Origin of the sequence: Streptomyces sp. WELS2, from assembly GCF_013870595.1 — a bacterium.
Lineage (GTDB): Bacteria > Actinomycetota > Actinomycetes > Streptomycetales > Streptomycetaceae > Streptomyces.
In genome coordinates this window covers 1-2,347 of the sequence record NZ_JACBWZ010000899.1, presented here as the reverse complement: position 1 = coordinate 2,347, position 2,347 = coordinate 1, and the positions used below count along the sequence as shown (strand labels likewise).

Here is a 2,347-nt window from a genome sequence, read left to right as displayed (position 1 = left end):
CGCTGATCGGCCACCGGGTGGCGAGCTACGACTACCCGTCCCGCTTCGTGCACTTCACCGCGGGCGTCGCCCTGCCGCTGTCGGCGGCGGCCCCGGTGGTGTGGGTGCTGGGCCGCGCGCTGGGCTAGCCGGGGCCGGTCCCGTGTCCTGGGCATATGGGCCCATGCCGTCGGCATATGGGCCCCTGTGCTGGGCAGACGGGGCCGGACGCATCGGGCCAATCAACCCGGTCACAGCGGCCCCTCGAGTCCCGTGCGATGCCGACTGTGCGGACCGGCCGGCGGTCCGGGAGAATTCCCCGAGTGGTCCATGTCACCACCGCCGGTCCGCCGGCCTGCGTTTTCTCTGATCGTTTCTGTTCCCGCGGATGCTCTTGGCCGTAAACCGCGCCTTCCGATTCCGGACCCGTTGATCAGGCTCTGGACCCTATCTAGCCTCATCAGGAGTCTTCACCGGGCCCAGACGCGCGTCGACTTCGCCGAGCACGAAATCCCCAGCCGAGCATGGGAGATCACCGTGAGCAGCAATGGGCAGGAAAGCACTGTCGTCAATCCCCTGGAGCAGAGCGCACTCCGCCGTATGGCGCATCACTACCACCGGTACGGAATCGTCACCGTCACCGATCTGATTCGGGAAGACGTCCGCAAGAACGTGCGGGCGGAGGCGGACCGGCTGCTGGAGAAATACGCCGAACGGCGTGATCTCCGCCTTCAGACCACCGGATACACCCGCCGCTCGATGTCCGTGGTGCAGAGCGAGACGATCGCGGGCAACAGCGGGCTGGTCACCTCGATCTACGCGAATCCGGAACTCATCGGCGCGCTGGAGCGCATAGCCGGCGAGAAACTGCACCCCTGCCCCAAGGCCGACGAGGAATTCCTCATCACCCGGCAGGAGAAGAGCGGGGACACGCACGGCTGGCACTGGGGCGATTTCAGCTTCGCCCTCATCTGGGTGCTCCAGGCCCCGCCCATCGACATCGGCGGCATGCTCCAGTGCGTACCGCACACGGAGTGGGACAAGTCCGATCCGGGGATCCACCAGTATCTCGTCGACAATCCCATCCACACGTACCACTTCGAGTCGGGTGACGTGTATTTCCTGCGCACCGACACCACGCTCCACCGCACGGTTCCGCTGCGCGAGGACACCACCCGCATCATCCTGAACATGACCTGGGCGGGCGAGCGGGACCTGCGGCGCGAGCTGGAGGGCGACGACCGCTGGTGGGAGGACGCCGACGTGCCGGCGGCCGCCGCCCTGGACGACTGACCGGCCACCGTACCCGGGACCCGGCAAGGGCCCGGCACCGAGCTTTCCCCCGCTTCTCCCCGCGACGAGGGATCACCATGACCGACCTGAACACCCCGGAAACCAAGCCGCTGGCCGACCACTTCGACCACGTGGAGCCGGGAATCCGCCGGCGGATCGCCGTACAGGACCCGGAGATCAAGGACTACCTGGACGGCGTGCTCGCGAAAATCGCCTCGCACCGCGGCGTCGAGCACCCGTACCTGAACGCCTACCGCACCACGGCGCTCACCCCCGAGCAGGAGCGCCTGATGTACAGCGAGTGCTACTACTTCTTCCGCTACCTCCCGTTCTACATCACGGGAATGGCGGTCAAGACGCGGGACGAGATGATCCTGCGGGAGATCATCCTGAACGTCGCGGACGAGGTCGGCGGCGACCCCACGCACTCCACCCTCTTCGCCGACTTCCTCGCCCGGATCGGCATCGACAAGGAGCACCTCGACGCCTACGAGCCGCTGGAGGTCACCAAGCGGCTCAACGACGGCATCCGGGTGCTGTACACCGAGTCGCCGATCCACAAGGCCCTCGGCGCGCTGTACGCCGACGAGACCATGTCGTCCATCATGGTGTCGAAGATCAACGACGGGCTGCGCAACCAGGGGTACGACGACGGCCTGCGCCACTTCTGGCAGCTGCACATCGACGTCGAGGTGGGGCACAGCAACTCCGTCTTCAACGCCATCGCGCCCTACGTCCACTCACCCGCCACCCGCGCCGAGTTCGAGGCGGGCGCCTACGAGTTCCTCGGACTGGTGGAGGACTACTGGGACGGCGTGCAGCGGCTCGTGGGCCTCGACGCATGAGCCGGGCGGTATCCGGCACCACCGGGCCGGCCGACGGCCTGCGGCACATCGCCGCCGGCCGGCCCGTCCCCGGCTCCGTGCACTCGGTGTCCGTCTCGATCCCCGACGTGGCGTCGGTCGTCGGATACGAGTCGAACGACGCGGCCACCCTGAGCCGCATCTCCTGGGGCTACCCGCGTTTCCGTCCCCACCCCTACGTGGTCCGGGTGGCGGAGCTGGCCGCCCGGGAG

At 67.8% G+C, this 2,347-nt stretch carries 2 protein-coding genes and 1 pseudogene; all 3 read left to right on the top strand.

The features are described 5' to 3' along the window. Positions 1–579 precede the first annotated feature (579 nt). Entirely contained in the window at positions 580–1,272 is a 693-nt protein-coding gene (gene besD / locus H5J33_RS31465) for an L-lysine 4-chlorinase BesD (RefSeq protein ID WP_258565538.1), read from the top strand. A 77-nt stretch (positions 1,273–1,349) separates the two neighbouring features. Beyond that, a complete protein-coding gene (gene besC / locus H5J33_RS31460) occupies positions 1,350–2,117 on the top strand; it encodes a 4-chloro-allylglycine synthase BesC (RefSeq protein ID WP_181798157.1) in 768 nt (255 codons plus the stop codon). Then, positions 2,114–2,347: pseudogene (locus H5J33_RS31455) on the top strand (hypothetical protein); the annotation flags it as partial. The gene besC and the pseudogene H5J33_RS31455, both read left to right, overlap by 4 nt.